This is a genomic window from Clostridium ragsdalei P11, from assembly GCF_001675165.1.
Classification (GTDB): Bacteria; Bacillota; Clostridia; order Clostridiales; family Clostridiaceae; genus Clostridium_B; species Clostridium_B ragsdalei.
The window spans coordinates 11,407-30,396 of record NZ_LROS01000019.1; the positions used below are offsets into that span (position 1 = coordinate 11,407).

Sequence of the window (18,990 nt, forward strand, 5' to 3'; positions counted from 1 at the left end):
CTTTTCTATGCTTCTATAGATACTGCATGAGCTACAGATGGTATACTTTCTTTTTGTTGATATGACATAGGTGACATAAGGGCTCCTGTTGCCACTACCAATATTTTATTTAACTTTTTTTTCTTCATTTCCTTAAAAAAATGTCCATAGGTTACTGTAGCAGAACATGCACATCCGCTGCCACCTGAAAATACAGGTTGATCTTTGTTATATATTAGCTTTCCACAGTCTTTAAATACTCCTTCTTGAAACTTAAATCCATCCTTTTTTAAAATTTCTTCTGCTATGTCATGGCCTATTTTCCCTAAATCTCCTGTGGCTATTATGTCATAATAAGAAGGATCTCTATTTAAATCTCTAAAATGAGCTTCTATTGTATCTACTGCCGCTGCTGCCATAGCAGCACCCATATTAAATGGATCAGAAATTCCCATGTCTACTACTTTACCTATAGTAGCTGATGTAACTTTAGGTCCAGTACCTTTTCCAACTACTGCAGCTCCTGCTCCTGTTACCGTCCATTGAGCTGTAGGTGGCTTCTGTCCTCCATACTCTGTAGGGTATCTAAACTGTTTTTCTGTAGCAGCATTATGGCTGGATGTTCCACAAAGAACGTATTCTGCTGCACCATTATCTATGAGCAACGACGATATAGCTAACCCTTCCATAGAACTTGAACAAGCTCCAAATATACCTAAATACGGTATGCTTAAAGTTCTAGCAGCAAAACTACTGATAACTATCTGATTCATAAGATCTCCACTTATGAAAAAATTTATACTTTCTTTTTTTACTTTTGCATTTTTTATAGCAATCTGACAAGCTTCCTCCAATAACTTTTTTTCAGATTTTTCAAAACTATCCTGACCAAGCCATATATCTTCATGAAGCAAGTCAAAATCTTTAGCTAAAGCACCTTTTGCTTCAAACGGTCCTCCTACTGCACCACATCCAAGTATAGTCGGTTTAGATTCAAATACCCATGATTGATGACCTTGAATCATTTACATCCCACCTAACCATTTAATAATTACTTTTATAGTACCAACTACAAAAGCAGAAAAAACTCCAAAAGTTATTACAGGACCTGCAATTTTAAACATATTTCCTCCTACACCAAGAACGAATCCTTCGCTTCTATGTTCTATAGCAGCAGATGCAATGGAATTTGCAAAACCAGTAACAGGAATAGATGTTCCTGCCCCAGCCCATTGTGCAATATGATCAAACACTCCAAACCCTGTAAGTAATACAGCAATTATTATTAAAACTGCAGATGTCGGATTACCAGCGTTGGCTTCTGTAAATTTAAAATACTTTATAAATATAATTTGAAGTCCCTGACCAAAAGCACAAATACTTCCGCCAACCAAAAATGCCTTCAGACTATTTTTAAGAACATTTCTTTTTATCTCTTTTGTTTTAGCCAAGTTTTGATACTCCTGTTGTACAGGAGTCAGCTTTTTATTTTTTTTATTAGACATTTTATCACCTTCTATTTCAATAAATAGGGTTTTAACTTTATTAATACATTCTTTAAAATATCAGAGTCCTTTTTATACATATCTTTTACCTTTTTATCCTGAGTTTCAAGTGCAAATGACATCAAATCTGCCTGAGCCTTTTCCAGATTGGCATAGAGAATTTTTCTAACATTTGATTGGGGAGTTTGAATTAAATCATCAAATAAATCTATGTAGAGCTCGCCTTTTGAATTAACCTGACCTATAAATACATTATCCAAAGATACACCTTTAGATTCTAACTGTACATCAAGCCATCCTTGATTTAGTCCTAAATTGCTCAAAGATTCATTTATTACATTTCCGTCCAATATTACAGTCTGCGGTGCTCCTTCTTGACATACTTCTATCTGAAGATCATTTGGGGTAAGTGGCCTTTTATCTGATTTCATCAGTATATTTATATCTCCTGTAGACTCCATCATGGCAAATTCCACATCTGCTAAATTAAATACATTTTTTGAGCGAAGTTCCCTTAATAAGTCTTCACCGCTGCATCCAATTTTACTTAAATTTTCTTCCATTACTTTTCCTTCTTTTACAACTACAACTCCTTCACCCTTTAGCAAATTGCATATAAACTTACTTTTCATAGAAGCATATTCTAAAATTAATGGGAGTAACATCCATACAGCTATAGCCAGAATACCAATTACCCAGTTATATATAACATTTGTACACGTTAGTGCTATTAAAACCGCTATTACACTATAGTTTATAAAATTAAAAGGGGTTATCCTCCTGGGATGCTTTTTCCCAACTATTGTTATAAAAAATAAGGTAACAAAAAATAGTACCGTAGATTTTAACAAAATTATAATCCAAATTTTCATATATTATTCCCCCAAATCAGTTCTGTTTATATTGAGGCTCTTCATATTCTAAATATTTCAATCTATCATTTAGATTCTTTGTAACACCATCTACAGCATCCAGTGCCTCTTTGTACACATTCTTTACTTTTTTATCCTGTTCTTGAAGAGAATATACTCTCAAAGTACTTTCAGCACCTTTAAGAACAGCCAGTGTCTGTTTTACTTGAGATCCTACAGTCAATTTATTAAGCCCTCCCTCACATTTCTTATAAAATTGCTAACCAACTTTTCTAATATAGTTTTACCCTGTTTAAATAGAATTATTACACATAATTTATGTACACTTATATTTAAATTTTTTAAATAAAAAAAGGCCCAAAAAATAATAATATTTTTAAAGGCCTTTTTTTATTTAGTACATATAACTAATACGCTATTTCTGTCTTTATAACTTTAATGTCTTCTTCACCTTTATTGCAAAGTTTAATATTAAAAGGATCACCATTAACCAAAGTGGTTACAGCTAATGTATCTTTATTGTTAAGATACACCTTCATATCACTAATATAAGCTTCCACTTTTTCACCCAAAATATAAAATACATATGTAATTTGTTTTATATCTTTTTCTCTATTAATATGTTCACCTGGATTAAGTTTTTCTTCATACATTTTTTTACCTTCAAAAATGTATGTTTCTATTTTTCCCTGGCATCCAGGAGCCATCATTAAGTTAAAATCTGTTACCTTTCCAAAACTTTTAGTATTCCAATCGCCCATAAAATTATCCTGTTCAAAAGGCTTTAAATCTTTTTCATAGTGTCCCTCATGATGAAGAGTTAAATTCCCGTCTATACTCATTATGATTCTAGCAATTCCAGGTAAATGAGTGAATACAGATTCTTCATCTATAACCTTTGCAGAACTTAATCTCCATTTAAAATTTCTTTCAGCATATTTTGCTTCATAAGGATATATTAAAAGCTCTGTAGTAGTCCCTCCCGACCATCTGCTTGTCTTATATTCATCCGACCTTATAATTTTTACTGTATTCATCATATTACGCATCTCCTCATACATATAGATTTAATTCTAGATAAAGTATATCACAACAAATTTTATTTTAATTTCTATTCCAAAATAAACAGGAAGTAAATGTGCCTACTATTATTATCCCTAGTATGGTTTCCATAATTACCATAAAACGCACTATAATAGAATTAGGCAAAATATCACCATATCCCAGTGTGGTTATAGTTACAGCACTAAAATATATAAAATTCTCTATTGGATATTTGAAGTTTCCACAAACCACTGATTTAAGTACTAGAGGACTATTGTCCAAAAATGATATAGAATTTTCAACAAGCTTTGAAAAATAAAAGCTTAGTGGATAATAATAGTATTCTTCTTTGAAAAATTTACTTTTAAGCATAGTATAATCATTTACCCACATATATTTAGTATCCACTTTTCTTAACTGATTTGCTTGACTTTTTTTATAACACTTAAAGCTTTTATAGATTTCATTTTCATTTACTGTATAAAAGCATATTTTTAATTTACAACTGCTAAATTTACTATTAACCCTATCTTCTCCCATATCTTCTACACTTATATGGGTTACGCCCTTATCTTTTAACAATGTACTATAATAATTGGCCCATAATTTTCCTAAAGATTTATCAAAGGAAAATACCTTTATAGAAGAACCTGAATCGTCTACAATTTCTAAATTTGCAAAAGGTCTTTTGTATTCATCAGAATTTATTAAATCTTCCACAGTGCTTTTCAATTCTTTGCTTTTAATTTTAATGTTTAGATTTTTTTTAAATACATCTACTTTTGTAGTCATATTTACATCTTTTTGAAATACAAAAAAATCTCCCCTAGAATTATTTGCAATGCTCCAATAGATAAGCCCAAATAGAAATAATACAGTTACATAGGAAAATGCCAATACAGACAAAATGGTTTTCTTTTTAATTTTATATATACTAATAAACTTCTTCATAAACATACCTCTATCTATTGTATATATATTTATACTTTTTGAAAAAGTTTATTATCACATTTTCCTATTAATTTTTCACCCTAGTCTAACTGTTTCTAACCTTCACCTTAGTCCCTTCTTTTGAGTCTATTATATCTATTCCCATGGATTTAAGTTCATCCCTAATAACATCTGCCTTATGCCAATCCTTGTTGTTTCTTGCATCATTTCTTTCACATATGAGTCTTTTGATATCTTCTGAATCCAACTTTTCTAAATTATGATTGCTTAGCTTTAAAAGATCCAGTGAAAAAACAGTATCAAAACTTTCTATAAGTAAGCTTTTTTCCTTACTTGTCAATTCATTATCTTTTATAACTTCAAATAACACAGTAAATGCATTTGGTATATTCAAATCATCACTTATCTTTTCCTGAAATTTATTTTTATACTTATTAACAAGTTTCTCATCTGCCCTTTCATTTTCTTTTACATTTGAAACTATATCTGCAACTTTCTCCTTTAATTTTTTATAAGCTAACTGTGCCTGCCTTAATGCATCAAAACTAAACATAAGTTGTTTTCTATACCTAGATTGAAGACAAAAGTATCTATAATCCATAGGTGAGAAGCCCTCCTTTTCAATTTTAGAAAGAGTTAAAAAATCACCTTTTGATTTAGACATTTTGCCATCAGATAATACTAAAAATTCTCCATGCATCCAATAATTCACCCATTTGTGTCCAAGTACTGCTTCTGATTCAGCTATTTCATTTGTATGATGTACTGGAATATGATCTACTCCGCCGCAGTGTATATCTATTTTATCTCCTAAGTATTTTATTGACATAGCAGAACATTCTATATGCCAGCCAGGAAAGCCTTTTCCCCAAGGGGAATTCCACTGCATTATTTGATCTTTAAATTTAGAATTTGTAAACCAAAGTACAAAATCCAGCGGATTTTTCTTATTCTCATCCACATCTATTCTAGCTCCTGCCTCTAATTCTTCCATACTTAAATTAGCTAGTTTATTATAATCTTTAAATTTATCAATTTCATAATACACATTTCCATTTGATGTGTAGGTATATCCCTTTTCCTCCAGTGTCTTAATTATATCTATCATGTCTTGAATATGATCTGTGGCCTTACAAACTATATCAGGTTTTCTTATATTAAGTTTATGACAATCCTTAAAAAAAGCATTCTCATAAAATTTAGCAATCTCCCATACAGTTTTATTTTCACGTTCAGCCCCTATTTGCATCTTATCTTCACCTGTATCTGCATCAGATTGCAAATGTCCTACATCAGTTATATTCATAACATGCTTAACTTTGTAGTGACCATATTCAAAAGCTTTCTTTAATATATCTTCAAAAATATATGTTCTTAAATTCCCTATATGAGCATAATTATAAACTGTAGGACCGCAGGTATAAATTCCAACTTTTCCTTCATTTACAGGAACAAATTTTTCTTTTTTTCTACTCATTGTATTATAAACGTAAAAATTCATAGTATATCTCCCCTTACTAGGCATAAACTGTTAAAATTGTGTTATAAATAAATATTATCACAATTTTAATATAATTCAATAATCTCACATGTCCTATTTTACATAATCCCTTATATAATTGTGAAAATCCCAAAGATGCAAAAACCTTTCTGAACTACTATATCCTGATTGGAAAAGTTTCATCCTCATTTTACTGGATATATTAAATTCTGTGCTTCTAACTCCTAATGTTGGAATAAATACAGTTCTAACTGCATATTTATCCTTCACATACACTTCTTCATTTTTATCTACCATAGTCCCAAATATATCAAATAAGTAAGAAATAAAATCCATCTTTTTTGATTCTCCATAGCTTATATCCTCTTCCGCTAATTTAAATCCTATTGTAGGGAACTCCGGGACTTCCTCTGTATCAAATATCCATATTGGAAAATTACTGAGTATGCCCCCATCAACTATATAGCTGCATTCGCCTTTATAATAAAATTTTACCGGTTTAAAATAAAGGGGGATACTTATACTCATTCTAACTGCTTCTGCTATTTCAAACTTCATAGGATCTATACCGTATTCTTTTAAATCATCTGGTAATATTATCATTCTCTTTTTAGTTATATCTGATGCTACTATTTTAAGAGGTGACTTTCCATCTACACTTATATCTCCAAAAGTTCTTTTTCCCTTTTTAGATATGAGTTCTTCAATATATTTTTTTACAGCATCTGAAGAATATATTCCCTTATCTTTAAAAAGTGTAAAAGACTTTTTAATTAAAGAAAGTTCTCTTATCCATTTTTTTTTAAAGAATATATCTCTGTCTAGATTCATAGCTATGTTTTTCAACTCTTCTCCACTATACCCTACTGCTAAAAGTGAAGCTATTACCGCTCCAGCAGAAGTTCCTGCAAACTTGTTCCACTTATATCCCATTTTTTCAAAACAACATACTGCTCCTATAAGTCCTATTCCCTTCATTCCTCCACCTTCAAATACAGCATTTGCTATCATAAAACCACCTCAATATATAAATATGTAAATTTTCATATATTGGATACTTAAAAATCAATTATAGAATATTATTCAAAATAAGTGGGAAGCTATAATTATAATTATTGATGTTATATTAAAAGAAGGGAGATTGTCAAAATGCGAATTGAAATTTACTATAAAGGCATTAAAAACGCCAATGAAGCTGTAAAAAAACTTAAAAGTGAAGGATTTAGCCATACTGCTGTGGATTTAAATGACAATTATATAGACCCCTTAAGCTCTAATTCAGATTTTGGTATAAATTTTTCAAATGTAATAAATTCCTCAGGAGTTTCCTATACTTCATCCGGAAGGACTCTTCCATCTACAAGTCCTATGATAAGTGGTTTCGGTAGTTTTAGAGACCTTGAAAACACATCTTATAAAGTAATTGTAAATTCTAATTCTTTAGATAATGAAAAATTGAAAGAAACCATAAAAAAAACTGGTGGAAAAATCAAAAATTATATTTCAAATAATGAAAGTAAAATTGGAGATAATAGTTTACTTTAATTTTAAGTAAACATAATAATTTTTACGTTAATTAAAAACCTCACATAAGTATCTTAAAATTTTATAACTCATTATGTGAGGTTCTCTTTTTAAATTTTCTGATTATCATTCTGTGGAATTTTATCTTTGTCCTTATTTATTTCCCCTGCAACAGATTGTCTTAATTGTTCTATTTGAGCAGTAGTCAAATCAGGCAATATTTTTAATATTTCTTCTTCAAATTTTTTTTGTTTGTTAGAAATAGTACTTTTTATGTTTGAATTTATCCTAAAATATTCATCTACAACCCTCCACACTTCCCTGGCAACTTGCAGCCATCCATTATATCTATTAATACGTATTTTTTGTATAACCTCCTCTTTTCTTTTCTCAACTAATACTACAATGGCATCTCCAATAGCTTTAATTACTGCAACTAACACCCCTACTATGACAGTTATAGCTATAGGAACAATTCCATTAATAATACTCTGTAACATTTACAAGTTCCCCCTTAAATTTACTTCAAATGTCTGTTACCAATTAGTTTATTAATGTAATACACGTAATGTTCCTATTATTGTATACGTAAACATATATATTGATAAAAAATAGACTAGCATACTGACTTGTTATTTCTTTGAAAATGCCTTATAGCAAGAGCTGCAGCTCCAATAGCCCCAGAATCTTCTCCTAAAAGTGCAGAAAGTATCTTAGTGTTTTCACTTATAGATTGAAAACATCTTTTTTTCACAACCTGTTTTACTTTACTTAAAACTATACTTCCACCCTTGGAGACCCCTCCTCCTATTACAACTACTTCCGGATCAAAGCAAGTGACTACATTTGCCACACATATTCCAAGATAATTTAAAGCTATGTCTAATATATTTTTAGATACTCCATCTCCAAGTTCTGCCTCTTTAAACACTTCTTTTGAAGTTATATTCTTATATTTAGAAAGAGAAGTACATTCTCCTGTTTTTACTGCTTTTTTTGCTTCTCGTGCTATAGCAGTACCGGATGCAAGTACCTCTGCACATCCATAATTTCCGCAGTTACATAGGGGACCTTCTTTTTCTAAAGTCATATGCCCTACTTCCAGTGCATTTTTAGTATTACCTCTATATATTCTACCATTTAATATAGCTCCTCCCCCTATTCCTGTAGAAACTGTTATGAATACCATGTTTTCACTGTCCTTGCCTGAACCAAACATATATTCCCCTAGTGCCGCTGCATTTGCATCATTATCTAAATATACGGGAATCTTAAAATTATCCTTTATAGGTTTTACAATATTAAAATTTCTAAAAGGCAAATTTGGGGTGCATATTATCTCGCCTTTATCTATATTAAGCGGACCTGGAGATCCGATTCCCACGCCTACTATTGCTTTTCTGTCAACTTTACACTCCTCAATTACCTTCTCAATAATCTCTATCATTCTATTTAATATGAAGTTTTCCCCTTTTTCCGCTTCCGTTGGCAAAGTAGCCTTACATATTACTTGTCCCATGAAGTTTACAACAGCAGCACAAATTTTGGTACCACCTAAGTCAATTCCCACTACATATTTATCTTTCAAGTTATCTTCTCTCCTCTCCATATAATATCTCCATCAAAATATAATATATCACATATTTATATCATTAACTAATTTTTATAAAAAGGTATATATCTACATAAAGTTACTCAAAATAACTTAAATTAGAGTTATTAAGTTGGATTAATATACACATATTATAGATATGTATTTTTTATATATTTTGGAGGAAGTATTATGTTAGAAAAATTTGTAGATGTTTTAATTGGTAAACCACTGCCAAATGAACAAACATCACATGAAAAATATAATATTTTGTTTGGATTAGCAATTATGGCTAGTGATGCTATTTCATCAGTTGCATATGCAGCAGAAGAAATTTTAGTCGTATTAATAGGCGTATTAGGTTTAGTTGCCTACAACTGGCTTGGATGGGTTTCATTAATGATTATAGGCTTATTGTTTATTCTCACCATATCATATGTTCAAATTATCAGAGCATACCCTCAAGGTGGAGGCGCCTATATAGTTGCCAAAGAAAATTTAGGGATAAGACCAGGATTAGTTGCTGCATCTGCATTATTAATAGATTATATATTGACGGTTGCAGTAAGTGCTAGTGCTGGAGTTTCAGCAATAATCTCAGCTTTTCCTACTTTAGGAATTCATAAGATTTCACTAGTAGTGGGATTAATTATCATACTTACTATCTTAAATTTAAGAGGTGTTAGTGAATCATCTAAAATATTTAGTATACCTACTTATCTCTTTATACTGGGTATGATAACTATGATTATATATGGTTTTATAAAATACTCTATATATGGTGCAGCTGCACCTATGATAAATACTTCTATTAAGGCAACGGGAACATTAAGTATATTTTTAATTCTTAGGGCTTTTTCTTCAGGTTGTTCAGCGCTAACGGGATTAGAAGCAGTAAGTAATGCAGTTCCTAATTTTAAAGAACCTAGCCAAAAAAATGCTAAAATGGTTATGATATTATTATCAAGTTTAATATTGTTTATCTTTGGTGGCACTTCACTGCTTGCTAGATTTTATCATGCTGTACCAACAAAAAATGTTACAGTTCTATCCCAAATAGCACTTGGTGTATTTGGCAGAAACTTTATGTACTATTTTATACAGATTACTACATCCATAATATTAATAATGGCATGTAATACAGCTTTTACAGGATTTCCTATGCTAATGTACGTTGTTGCTAGAGATGGATTTGCACCAAGACAATTCACTATGAAAGGTAAGAGATTAAGCTTCTCAATAGGCATTGAAGTATTATCCTTTATTGCAGGAATATTAGTACTTATATTTAAAGCAGATGTTCATAGCCTAATCCCTCTATATTCAGTAGGTGTTTTCTTGTCCTTTACTTTAGCACAAACGGGAATGGTGCTGCATTGGAAGAGTAGTACTGAACCTGGATGGAAAAAGCGTGCTTTAATTAATGGTATAGGTGCCATAGTAACTATAATTACAACGCTTATAATTATATATGAAAAAGCATTAGCTGGTGCATGGATAGTTATTGCTTTAATTCCTATACTAGTTATTATTATGGCATCTATAAAGAGACATTATGATAAAGTGGCAGAACAGCTGAGGGCATCAAAAGAAGATATATTAAATATAGAGTTAGGTAAAAAATTTACACATATTTGCATAATTCCTATTGCAAGTTTAAATAAAGCAACGTTAAACGCTTTACAATATGCTAGGAGCATAACACCAGATGTAATAGCTTTAAATGTATCTATTGATAAAACTTCTACAGAAAAACTAAAAACTAAATGGGCTGAGTTAAATACAGATATATTACTAGTAACTAAGTATTCTCCTTATAGACAAATAATAACTCCATTACTTAAGTATATAGAGATCATATCAAATGCAGCTTCTGAGGATGAGAAAGTAACTATAATATTGCCACAATTTATAACACATAAGTGGTGGGGAAATTTTCTTCATAATCATACAGGATTTTTGCTTAGAGAAAACTTACTGAGAAATAAAAATATTGTAGTATCAACTTATCCTTATCATTTAAATGATGAAGAATTAGATTAACTTTAAGTGCCTGGCACCTAATGGGAACATTTTTATCCCACGGTGACAGGCACCATTATATAAAAAGTGCTTTCACGATTTCGTGAAAGCACTTTTTACAGAGACTATATATGACAACTATGCCTCTACACTTTTTAATTTATCTTTATGATCTGTATGATCTTTATGATTTATAATGGATTGGTAATACTTTTCACCTTTTTCTTTATCATATACATGCTGCCAATTAGCAACAAATATGCTAGCTAGAGAGTTTCCAACAACATTTACTACTGTTCTTCCCATATCTAAAAGACGGTCAATTCCAGCTATAAAAGCAAGACCTTCTATTGGAATACCACAAGTTCCAAGTGTAGCTAACAGTACTACAAAAGAAGCTCCTGGGACACCTGCTATTCCCTTTGAAGTTATCATAAGTACTATTACTAAGCTTATTTGAGCTCCAATGGAAAGATGCATACCATATAACTGTGCTATAAATATAGCTGCCATAGATTCATAAAGCGTGGAACCATCAAGGTTAAAAGTATAACCTGTAGGAACTACAAAAGATACAGTAGCACTTGGACATCCGTACTTCTCCATTTTTGACATCAACCTTGGAAGTACTGTTTCTGAACTAGCTGTACTAAAAGCAAGCAAAAGCTCATCTTTTAATATTCTTATTAGTCTAAATATACTATTTCCAACCAATTTTGCTGCTATTCCCATAAATACAAGTATAAAGAAAGCCATACCTGCATAAACTAATATCATTAGCTTTCCCAATGGAATGAGTGATTTAAGGCCAAAATTACATACAGTACAACCAATTAATGCAAATACACCTATAGGTGCAGTCTTCATAATCTGGTTAGTTACCCAGAACATTGTATTTGCTACACCTTGGAAAAAGTCCAATATAGGTTTTCCTTTTTCTCCAATAGATGCAACTCCAAGTCCAAACATAACAGAGAAGAATATAATTGGAAGCATATCTCCTTTACTTAAAGAATCCATAATATTCGTAGGGAAAATATTTATTATAGTATCTACAAATCCCTTATTAGTAGCCTTTTTTGCAGTATCAACGTAACTAGCAATGTTTGTCTTAGTCAAGCTGCTCATATTTACACCCGTACCCGGATGGAATATGTTTGAAAATAAGAGTCCAACAATTAATGCAATAGTAGTCATTATTTCAAAATATATTATAGTCTTTAATGCAAGAGCTCCTACCTTCTTCATATCACCTACTCCTGCAACACCTACTATAAGACATGATACTACAATAGGTATAACTATCATTTTAATCAGCCTTAAAAATATAGTTCCAAAAGGTTGAAGATATTTAGGTAGATTTGGATTACCATAAAAAATAGCACCAACTATAACTCCAAGTATAAGACCAATTAAAATTTGGGTGGCTAGTCCACCTTTAAGCTTTCTTTTCTTCTTTTCCATTTTAATCCCCTTCCCATATTTAAATAATTACATTGTTACTTTGTAAACGATTAATATATGCACATATTTCCAACACCTCAATATTACAACTTAACATACAAAAAACTATATTATTATACTGAAATATATAAAAATTTTTTATCAATTTTATAAATAAAGAATATATTTGAATATACTAACTTAAATTTCAAACTAATTAAAATATATAATTAATAATATTTTTGTAGAAGTTTGTCAATCTTATTTATTTAATTTATAATATATGGGGCTTTGTTTTTATAATATAATTAAAATGAGGTGTGTTTACTTGAGAAATACTACATCTGCCTTAAAAGAAGATTTATTTATTTTAATATTAATAATAGTTTCAATACCAATAGTTGGAGAATTTAAATTTTTTCCACTAAATAGTACTTTTCGTGTTAGCTTCAGTCCTGTACTATTTTTGTTTTTCCTATTTTGGGTTAAAAGGCTTCCCATACCTCTATATGGAATTGTAGCTGGTATATCTACCGTTATATTTAGAGTTGTTCTCGACTGCGTACTTCAAAGTGGATTTGAATTTCATCAAGCTTTTTTGATAAATTCTCCTGCATTTTTTTACTATTTAGTTTTTTCATGTTTATTTTATCTAACAAAAATAAATAACTTACACAATAATCCTCTTTTGATGGGTACTTTAGCTGCCTGTATAGACATACTTTCCTCAACTTGTGAACTTGTAGTGAGGTTTTTAGTACTTAGAAATTCTATTTCAGTTTATGCCTTTGGTTTGGTTTCCGTAATTGCAATTATACGATCTTTTTTTGTACTCGGGTTTTTCAACATAATACAATTAAATGAAATAAGAACAGCCGCTAACCAACAAAAAGAGCAAAATAGATATATGCTGTTGCTTATTTCAAACTTGTATGCAGAATCTGTACAATTAAAGAAATCCTTAACGTTTGCGGAAAGTATTACGAGAGACTGTTATAATTTATATGAATCTCTAAAAAACAATTATTCAAAATTAAATGAAGATGAATTGTCACAAAGTTTATTAAAAATTGCAGGTCAAGTGCATGAAATCAAAAAGGACAACCAAAGAATATATTTTGGACTTTCTAAAATGATTTTATCTGAAAATTCTAAGGACTATATGAATATTGAGGAGATTGGCAATATAATAATAGATACAAATAAAAAATATTGTGTGGCTCTTGGAAAAAACATTGATTTTTCAATAAATATAGCATCTGGCCACATTCCTGATCTTCATATTTATACTGTACTGTCACTTATAAATAACTTAGTATCAAATTCTGTAGAATCCATAGAAAATGCCGGTACTATAAAAATCTATATAAGCAAAATAGAAGACTTAATTAAATTTCAGGTCTCTGATAATGGCATAGGAATACCTGAAAAGAAAAAGGATCTCATTTTTAAACCCGGCTATACAACAAAATATAATAAGCTAGGAAAGCCGTCAACAGGAATAGGTCTTTCTTATGTAAAACAAACAGTTACAAATTTGAAAGGAAGAATCCTGCTTGAAAGCACATATAGTTCAGGTGAAACTACTTTTACTATTGAGCTTCCAATTAAAAGTTTGATAAAGGAAGGATGATACAACCATGAAATTTTTTATTGTAGACGATGATGAAGCTATTCGTTCAATGTTATCTGAAATAATTGAAGACTACAATTTGGGAGAAGTTGTTGGTGAAGCAGCAAATGGTGTTCCCATATCAACTAGCTTTCTATGTAATAAAAAAATAGATATACTTATAATTGATCTTTTAATGCCAATTAAAGATGGTCTTCAAACTATAAGCGAACTTGACCCTTCTTTTAAAGGTAAATCAATAATGCTATCCCAAGTAGAGAGCAAAGAAATGATAGGAAAAGCTTATTCTTTAGGCGTACAGTACTATATTACAAAACCAATAAACAGACTTGAAGTAATTGGCGTTATAAAAAAGGTAATTGAACAAATAAAGATTGAAAAGTCCATAAATTATATTCAAGACACCTTAAACTTTTTAAAAACGGATACACTTGATAATAAAAATAGTTCAAAATCAAATAAAGGTATTTTAGAATACAGTGAATTTATATTAAACCAATTAGGTATAATTGCTGAAAGCGGTAGTAAAGATCTACTGTCCATTGTAGAATACTTATATACGCGTGGAAACAAAAAAACTATTGAAAAGGATTTCCCATCTTTAAAGGAAATATTTATTAAAACCTCTGAAAAAAAACTTGGACAAAGTTCTTCTTCAATTGATATAAAAAAAGAGATAAAAGCGTCAGAGCAAAGAGTTAGGAGGGCCGTACTTCAGTCACTAAATTATATAGCCTCCCTTGGGCTTACAGACTATTCCAACCCAAAGTTTGAAGAATATGCTGCTGAGTTTTTCGATTTTACAGAAGTGAGAAAAAAAATGCTAGAATTAAAAAATAATACTCCCCTTAGTCAACCTATACATATAAACGTTAAAAAGTTTATCAAGGTTTTATACATAAAATCAAAAAACTATAAAAGCAATGATATATAAAAAATAGTATCAGAATTTTTACTAAAATTCTGATACTATTGTTCTATTTTTACTAAGTACTCTATTTCTTAGGGGCTAAAATCATAAACATATTATTCCCTTCTAATTTAGGTGCTCTTTCCACTACTGAGTTTTCATCTAATTTACTTAAAAATGTGTCGAAAACTTTCCTACCTAAACTTGTATAATTATTTTGTCTCCCCCTAAACCTTATAGAAACCTTCACTTTATTTCCTTTGGTCAAAAATTTTCTCGCATTATTTGCCTTGATTTCTATATCATTTTCCTCAATAGTAGCACTTAATCTAACTTCCTTTAATTCTACAATTTTTTGATTCTTTTTAGCTTGTTTTGCTTTTTTAGATTGCTCATAAAGAAATTTACTATAATTCATTATCTTACATACAGGCGGTTTAGCCTGCGGCGAAACTGCTACTAAATCCATACCCTGCTCTCTTGCCATATTTAATGCATCTCTGGTATTTACAATTTCGCTTTCTTTTTCTCCTACCAATCTAACCTTTTCTGCCCTAATTTCTTCATTTAAGTTATTTTTTTTATTAATAGTATACACCTCCACAAATTAAAGTTTACCTATTTACTATTATATATAAGCATTCAATCTTGTGCAACCACAAAATATGGTTATTCATCTCATTTTCTCAATATTTTTCAATTATAATAATAAATATGCTTTTTAGTTTTCCCAATCTATATACTTCCTATTACTGCTTTAATCAGTCTTGTAAATTTTTCACTTGCATAGAGGGAATTTTTTATAACTTCTTCATGATTTAAGGGTTGTTTCAATATTCCTGCTGCCATATTAGTTATGCAAGATATTCCAATAGTTCTCATATCACTGTGATTTGCCACAATCACCTCAGGAACTGTGGACATTCCCACTGCATCCCCTCCTAATACACTTAACATTTTTATTTCAGCTGGCGTTTCATAGCTTGGCCCACTCATGTAAGCATATACTCCTTCTTTAATAGATATGTGCAATTCACCTGCCACCTTTTTTACCATTTCTCTAAGATGACTATCATATGCATCAGACATATCTGGAAACCTAGGTCCAAATTTCTCAAAATTCTGTCCTATTAAAGGATTTTGTCCTGATAGATTTAGATGATCCCTTATAAGCATCAGATCTCCACTTTTATAACTTTTATTTATTCCCCCTGCAGCATTAGTTACTATTAGATTGTGAATTCCCAACATTTTCATAACTCTAATAGGAAAAGTCACTTCTTTCATTGAATATCCTTCATAATAATGAAATCTGCCCTGCATTGCAGCTACTACCTTACCTTGAAGCTTTCCTATAACAAGACAGCTTTTATGACCTTCCACTGTAGAAATAGGAAAGTTTGGTATTTCACTATAAGGATAAATTTTTTTGTCTTCAATTTCATCTGCAATATGTCCAAGACCCGATCCAAGTATAAGTGCTATCCCTGGCTTTACCTTTATACCAGAGCTTATATAACTTGCAGCTTCCTCTATATTTGAGTTTAAATCCGTACCATTTTGTTTAAACATTAAATGCATTTCACTTCCTCTCTGCTAAATTTTATTATAGCACAAAATTTTCAACTATTTTATAGATTTCATCCCATATATTTCTTTACAGTATTGTACTGTTTCATGAATAGTTCTAGGAAAAAAGTCTGCCTTTACATATTCACAAACCTGTTTATCCAATACTCCCCCTCCAATTAATATCTTAATCTCTTTTCCAAACTCTGTATTCCTTATAGATTGTATGCATTCCTTTAAATTTTCAAAGCAATTCGTCAAAAGACATGAAATGGCTACAACCTTAGGATGATATTCTTTAATTGCTTTAATAAATTTTTCAGTTGATACATCCGTTCCTAGATCAATTACTTTAAAATCATTACTGCTCATGGCAGTACATACTATGTTTTTACCTACATCATGTATATCTCCGTAAATAGTTCCCATAACAAATACTCCATGTTTAGCTGTGCCAGATGGCATTAAATCTTTAAGTATTTGTGAAACTTCTTTAAATATTTCTCCTGATATAATAAGTTCAGACATAAAGTATCTTTTTTCTTGAAATCTTTTTCCTACAATTTCAATACCCTTTTGCAAATAGCCTACAATATCCATTACAGGTATATTTGCTTTTATAAGAGCCTTTACTTCTTCAATGACTAAATCTTCATCAAGTTCTGCCATTGCGTCTATAAGTACCTTGCTCATAAAAAATATCCCCCTCATAATTTATACTTATGTATATAAACTACCATAAATACACCCATAAAGCATCATACAATATGAAGAAATTTTAACTTAAAAGTATACAATATGTATAAAACGTTTTTCTAATAACAAATTAGCACTTTTATTATGTCAAATAATAGGTTATTATGATATTGAGAGGTGTTTAATATGGGAATGAACCTACATACTTTCCTAGGCAAAATAAAAAATTATAATCCTAGGTTATATATTTCACAAACAGAAGGAATAACAATTAAATATGTTAAACTCCTTGAAGAAAATCAAACTTTATTTGAACCAGACCATTTATACGTATGTGAAACCTTTAATTTTAAAAAAATCCCACCGCAAAAAGGTGCTATAAATATACTTTGTATTAAAACTGACGATCTTCAATATAAACCAGATAAAAATTCCATAGTAAATTTAATAGTGTTGAATACTAATATGGATATATTTAAAACTTTCAATGAAATACAAAGCATCTTAATAAAGTATCAGGAATTTAGTATAGCTTCAACAAAACTATTAGATGCTTTAATAAGTGGAAAGGGGCTTGAATATATAGTAAATACGGGATGTGAGATTCTTAAAAACCCTATATGTATTCTAGATCTTAGCTTTAAGCTCATTGCATCTTCTAAAGATATTAAAGTAGAGGATCCTGTATGGATTGAACTTTTAACTAAAGGCTACTGTTCCTACAACTTTGTACCTATGTCAAATGTTCGAAATTTTATTGATGTAGTACATAAAAGCAGTTCTCCTATTTTTATAGGAAAAGATAAATTTAGAATTCCACGTATAATATCAAATATTAAAATTAACGATAAAGTAGTTGGATATGTAACTGCGTTGGAATGTCAAAAACCATTTTCTAGAAATGACATAGAATTTATCTTTCTTTTATGTAAAGTAGCTGCTTCTGAAATGCAAAAAAACGGTTCCCTGCAAAACATAAAAGGATTGAAATATGAAAATTTTATCATGGATTTACTCAATGGAAAAGAAACTGACACACGGGTTATTGAAGAAAGGTCAAAATTTTTAGATTTACATTTCAAACCTAATCTCTATATACTTGTAGTAAATGTACCTCAAAATAATTTTGTAACCATCCCTCTTCACAGGGTAAGAGATGCTATTGAATATATGCTAGTAGGAAGTAAGTCTGTCATATATGAAAATTCTGTTGTCATACTAATAAGCCAAAAAAATAAAATATCAGATATTGAGCACAGTTTTAGTAAAGTCATAGACTTCTTTAAAAAAAATAATATACATGGCGGTTTAAGTAGATGTTTTCATGATCTAGCTAATACTAGGAAATACTATGAGCAATCTTTAAAGGCTATTACACTTGGTATGGGACTGAAAATAAATAAGTTTCTTTTTTTCTATGAAGATTTAGCAATATTTCATTTATTGGAAACATGTTCTTCAAAAAGTGATTTGAAAAATTTTTGTCATGATTCAATATTTAACTTAATGAGATATGATAAATCCCACAATACCAAATATTTAAAGTGTCTTCGTTTTTATTTGTCAAATGAAAAAAATCAGTTAAAAACATCAAAAACTTTAAATATTTGCAGGAGTACTTTAGTCCATCGTATAGAAAAAATCCAGGAAATTATGGGTGTTAATTTAAATGATGTAAAAATTACATTTCATCTCAATTTAAGTTTTATTATACTTGAATATATTGATGAATTTAAATAAGTTGTTTATA

General features: G+C 30.2%; 19 protein-coding genes. 5 read left to right on the plus strand and 14 right to left on the minus strand.

Going from position 1 to position 18,990, the window contains the following annotated elements; genetic code table 11:
* Window positions 1–5: 5 nt before the first annotated feature.
* From spoVAD to CLRAG_RS09440, 8 genes are all read right to left on the minus strand, one after another.
* On the minus strand, window positions 6–1,004 hold the full coding sequence (spoVAD, locus tag CLRAG_RS09405) for a stage V sporulation protein AD (RefSeq protein WP_065078206.1): 999 nt from the start codon (window positions 1,002–1,004) through the stop codon (window positions 6–8).
* Window positions 1,005–1,484, minus strand: coding sequence for a stage V sporulation protein AC (spoVAC, locus tag CLRAG_RS09410; protein ID WP_065078207.1), 480 nt, complete (start codon window positions 1,482–1,484; stop codon window positions 1,005–1,007).
* An 11-nt stretch (window positions 1,485–1,495) separates the two neighbouring features.
* Entirely contained in the window at window positions 1,496–2,356 is an 861-nt protein-coding gene (locus tag CLRAG_RS09415; protein WP_065078208.1) for a DUF421 domain-containing protein, read from the minus strand.
* Window positions 2,357–2,372: 16 nt separating this feature from the next.
* Window positions 2,373–2,579 (minus strand): DUF1657 domain-containing protein, encoded by a 207-nt coding sequence (locus CLRAG_RS09420; RefSeq protein WP_065078209.1) that lies wholly within the window; start codon window positions 2,577–2,579, stop codon window positions 2,373–2,375.
* Window positions 2,580–2,763: 184 nt separating this feature from the next.
* The gene (locus tag CLRAG_RS09425; RefSeq protein ID WP_242872125.1) at window positions 2,764–3,396 is read right to left on the minus strand and encodes a HutD/Ves family protein; all 633 of its coding nucleotides are present in this window, start codon (window positions 3,394–3,396) and stop codon (window positions 2,764–2,766) included.
* A gap of 64 nt (window positions 3,397–3,460) precedes the next feature.
* On the minus strand, window positions 3,461–4,351 hold the full coding sequence (locus tag CLRAG_RS09430; protein ID WP_065078210.1) for a potassium channel family protein: 891 nt from the start codon (window positions 4,349–4,351) through the stop codon (window positions 3,461–3,463).
* Window positions 4,352–4,436: 85 nt separating this feature from the next.
* A complete protein-coding gene (gene cysS, locus CLRAG_RS09435) occupies window positions 4,437–5,852 on the minus strand; it encodes a cysteine--tRNA ligase (protein WP_065078211.1) in 1,416 nt (471 codons plus the stop codon).
* 93 nt (window positions 5,853–5,945) lie between these two features.
* Window positions 5,946–6,863, minus strand: a complete 918-nt coding sequence (locus CLRAG_RS09440; RefSeq protein WP_065078212.1) for a patatin-like phospholipase family protein — start codon at window positions 6,861–6,863, stop codon at window positions 5,946–5,948.
* Between the two features lie 138 nt (window positions 6,864–7,001).
* Here CLRAG_RS09440 and CLRAG_RS09445 point away from each other — a divergent pair, with 138 nt between their 5' ends.
* On the plus strand, window positions 7,002–7,397 hold the full coding sequence (locus tag CLRAG_RS09445; RefSeq protein WP_065078213.1) for a hypothetical protein: 396 nt from the start codon (window positions 7,002–7,004) through the stop codon (window positions 7,395–7,397).
* A gap of 89 nt (window positions 7,398–7,486) precedes the next feature.
* On the opposite strand, the gene CLRAG_RS09450 is transcribed toward CLRAG_RS09445, so the two are convergent.
* Entirely contained in the window at window positions 7,487–7,876 is a 390-nt protein-coding gene (locus CLRAG_RS09450) for a hypothetical protein (protein ID WP_065078214.1), read from the minus strand.
* Between the two features lie 116 nt (window positions 7,877–7,992).
* Window positions 7,993–8,964: an ROK family protein gene (locus tag CLRAG_RS09455; RefSeq protein WP_065078250.1), complete on the minus strand. Its 972-nt coding sequence runs from the start codon at window positions 8,962–8,964 to the stop codon at window positions 7,993–7,995.
* A gap of 195 nt (window positions 8,965–9,159) precedes the next feature.
* Here CLRAG_RS09455 and CLRAG_RS09460 point away from each other — a divergent pair, with 195 nt between their 5' ends.
* A complete protein-coding gene (locus tag CLRAG_RS09460) occupies window positions 9,160–11,010 on the plus strand; it encodes an APC family permease (RefSeq protein ID WP_065078215.1) in 1,851 nt (616 codons plus the stop codon).
* A 117-nt stretch (window positions 11,011–11,127) separates the two neighbouring features.
* Here CLRAG_RS09460 and CLRAG_RS09465 read toward each other — a convergent pair whose 3' ends face one another.
* Window positions 11,128–12,453 carry a cation:dicarboxylate symporter family transporter gene (locus CLRAG_RS09465; protein WP_065078216.1) on the minus strand — a complete coding sequence of 442 codons (1,326 nt, stop codon included), beginning with the start codon at window positions 12,451–12,453 and terminating at the stop codon, window positions 11,128–11,130.
* Window positions 12,454–12,760: 307 nt separating this feature from the next.
* Between CLRAG_RS09465 and CLRAG_RS09470 the strand changes: the two genes are divergently transcribed.
* Both CLRAG_RS09470 and CLRAG_RS09475 read left to right on the plus strand, forming a co-directional pair.
* Window positions 12,761–14,065, plus strand: coding sequence for an ATP-binding protein (locus tag CLRAG_RS09470; RefSeq protein ID WP_207644808.1), 1,305 nt, complete (start codon window positions 12,761–12,763; stop codon window positions 14,063–14,065).
* 7 nt (window positions 14,066–14,072) lie between these two features.
* Window positions 14,073–14,999 (plus strand): response regulator, encoded by a 927-nt coding sequence (locus CLRAG_RS09475; RefSeq protein ID WP_065078218.1) that lies wholly within the window; start codon window positions 14,073–14,075, stop codon window positions 14,997–14,999.
* A gap of 61 nt (window positions 15,000–15,060) precedes the next feature.
* On the opposite strand, the gene infC is transcribed toward CLRAG_RS09475, so the two are convergent.
* The 3 genes from infC to CLRAG_RS09490 all read right to left on the minus strand — a co-directional run bounded on the left by infC (window position 15,061) and on the right by CLRAG_RS09490 (window position 17,237).
* Entirely contained in the window at window positions 15,061–15,579 is a 519-nt protein-coding gene (infC, locus tag CLRAG_RS09480; RefSeq protein ID WP_065078219.1) for a translation initiation factor IF-3, read from the minus strand.
* A 131-nt stretch (window positions 15,580–15,710) separates the two neighbouring features.
* Window positions 15,711–16,556 (minus strand): purine-nucleoside phosphorylase, encoded by an 846-nt coding sequence (locus CLRAG_RS09485; protein WP_083985652.1) that lies wholly within the window; start codon window positions 16,554–16,556, stop codon window positions 15,711–15,713.
* A 45-nt stretch (window positions 16,557–16,601) separates the two neighbouring features.
* Entirely contained in the window at window positions 16,602–17,237 is a 636-nt protein-coding gene (locus CLRAG_RS09490; protein WP_065078220.1) for a cobalamin B12-binding domain-containing protein, read from the minus strand.
* A gap of 189 nt (window positions 17,238–17,426) precedes the next feature.
* On the opposite strand from CLRAG_RS09490, the gene CLRAG_RS09495 reads away from it, so the two are divergent.
* A complete protein-coding gene (locus CLRAG_RS09495; protein WP_065078221.1) occupies window positions 17,427–18,980 on the plus strand; it encodes a PucR family transcriptional regulator in 1,554 nt (517 codons plus the stop codon).
* Window positions 18,981–18,990: the final 10 nt, after the last annotated feature.

Bases quoted from the DNA above. Each gene is read 5' to 3' on its own strand.
- CLRAG_RS09460 (WP_065078215.1), top strand. From the start codon at position 9,160: ATGTTAGAAAAATTTGTAGATGTTTTAATTGGTAAACCACTGCCAAAT.
- CLRAG_RS09490 (WP_065078220.1), bottom strand. From the start codon at position 17,237: ATGAGCAAGGTACTTATAGACGCAATGGCAGAACTTGATGAAGATTTA.
- spoVAD (WP_065078206.1), bottom strand. From the start codon at position 1,004: ATGATTCAAGGTCATCAATCATGGGTATTTGAATCTAAACCGACTATA.
- CLRAG_RS09450 (WP_065078214.1), bottom strand. From the start codon at position 7,876: ATGTTACAGAGTATTATTAATGGAATTGTTCCTATAGCTATAACTGTC.
- CLRAG_RS09495 (WP_065078221.1), top strand. From the start codon at position 17,427: ATGGGAATGAACCTACATACTTTCCTAGGCAAAATAAAAAATTATAAT.
- CLRAG_RS09445 (WP_065078213.1), top strand. From the start codon at position 7,002: ATGCGAATTGAAATTTACTATAAAGGCATTAAAAACGCCAATGAAGCT.
- CLRAG_RS09485 (WP_083985652.1), bottom strand. From the start codon at position 16,556: ATGCATTTAATGTTTAAACAAAATGGTACGGATTTAAACTCAAATATA.
- CLRAG_RS09440 (WP_065078212.1), bottom strand. From the start codon at position 6,863: ATGATAGCAAATGCTGTATTTGAAGGTGGAGGAATGAAGGGAATAGGA.
- spoVAC (WP_065078207.1), bottom strand. From the start codon at position 1,484: ATGTCTAATAAAAAAAATAAAAAGCTGACTCCTGTACAACAGGAGTAT.
- CLRAG_RS09475 (WP_065078218.1), top strand. From the start codon at position 14,073: ATGAAATTTTTTATTGTAGACGATGATGAAGCTATTCGTTCAATGTTA.
- CLRAG_RS09415 (WP_065078208.1), bottom strand. From the start codon at position 2,356: ATGAAAATTTGGATTATAATTTTGTTAAAATCTACGGTACTATTTTTT.
- CLRAG_RS09425 (WP_242872125.1), bottom strand. From the start codon at position 3,396: ATGATGAATACAGTAAAAATTATAAGGTCGGATGAATATAAGACAAGC.
- CLRAG_RS09430 (WP_065078210.1), bottom strand. From the start codon at position 4,351: ATGAAGAAGTTTATTAGTATATATAAAATTAAAAAGAAAACCATTTTG.
- CLRAG_RS09465 (WP_065078216.1), bottom strand. From the start codon at position 12,453: ATGGAAAAGAAGAAAAGAAAGCTTAAAGGTGGACTAGCCACCCAAATT.
- cysS (WP_065078211.1), bottom strand. From the start codon at position 5,852: ATGAATTTTTACGTTTATAATACAATGAGTAGAAAAAAAGAAAAATTT.